The 534-nt window shown below is 46.8% G+C and carries 1 pseudogene; it reads left to right on the top strand.

The features are described 5' to 3' along the window. Positions 1–534, top strand: a pseudogene (locus tag FHQ23_RS03025) (FBX42 beta-propeller domain-containing protein); the annotation flags it as partial.

Here is a 534-nt window from a genome sequence, read left to right as displayed (position 1 = left end):
GCAGCCGATTAAGCAAGGTGGCGGTGCGTTGATTGGCGATATGATGTATATCGGTTTGGGTACCGCAGGTAACAAATTTTATCGGTTGTCGTTGCAAACAACAGAGAGTAAGGCAAAGTGGCAACCGATTGCTGATTTCCCAGCTGGTGATCGAATACAGCCAATTGTTGCGGTGCTGGATCAACAGTTGTATGTTTTTGGTGGACAGCAAACCAATGAACAGGGCGTTCGCCAGTTTGTTAATGATGTGCACCGTTATGATCCGCAGCAAGATCGCTGGGTCAGGCTGAATACAGAAGCACCACGTGGCTTGGCGGGTGGCGCAGCGGTCAGTTATCACGATAAAATCTATTTGTTGGGGGGAGCTAATTTATCGTTGTTAAACGCTTATTGGCAAGATTCTGCCGCAGCAGAAGATACTATACAGCGCCAAGCGGTTGATCAGGTGTTTTTCCAAAAACGACCGCAAGACTATTTTTTTACCAACGAATTCCTGAGTTATACCCCGTACAATAACCAATGGCACAATGAAGG

The sequence above is a fragment of the Testudinibacter crocodili genome, from assembly GCF_006228025.1.
GTDB lineage: Bacteria > Pseudomonadota > Gammaproteobacteria > Enterobacterales > Pasteurellaceae > Chelonobacter.
The sequence above is the reverse complement of the archived record's forward strand: the minus strand, read 5'-3'. Positions and strand labels throughout refer to the sequence as shown.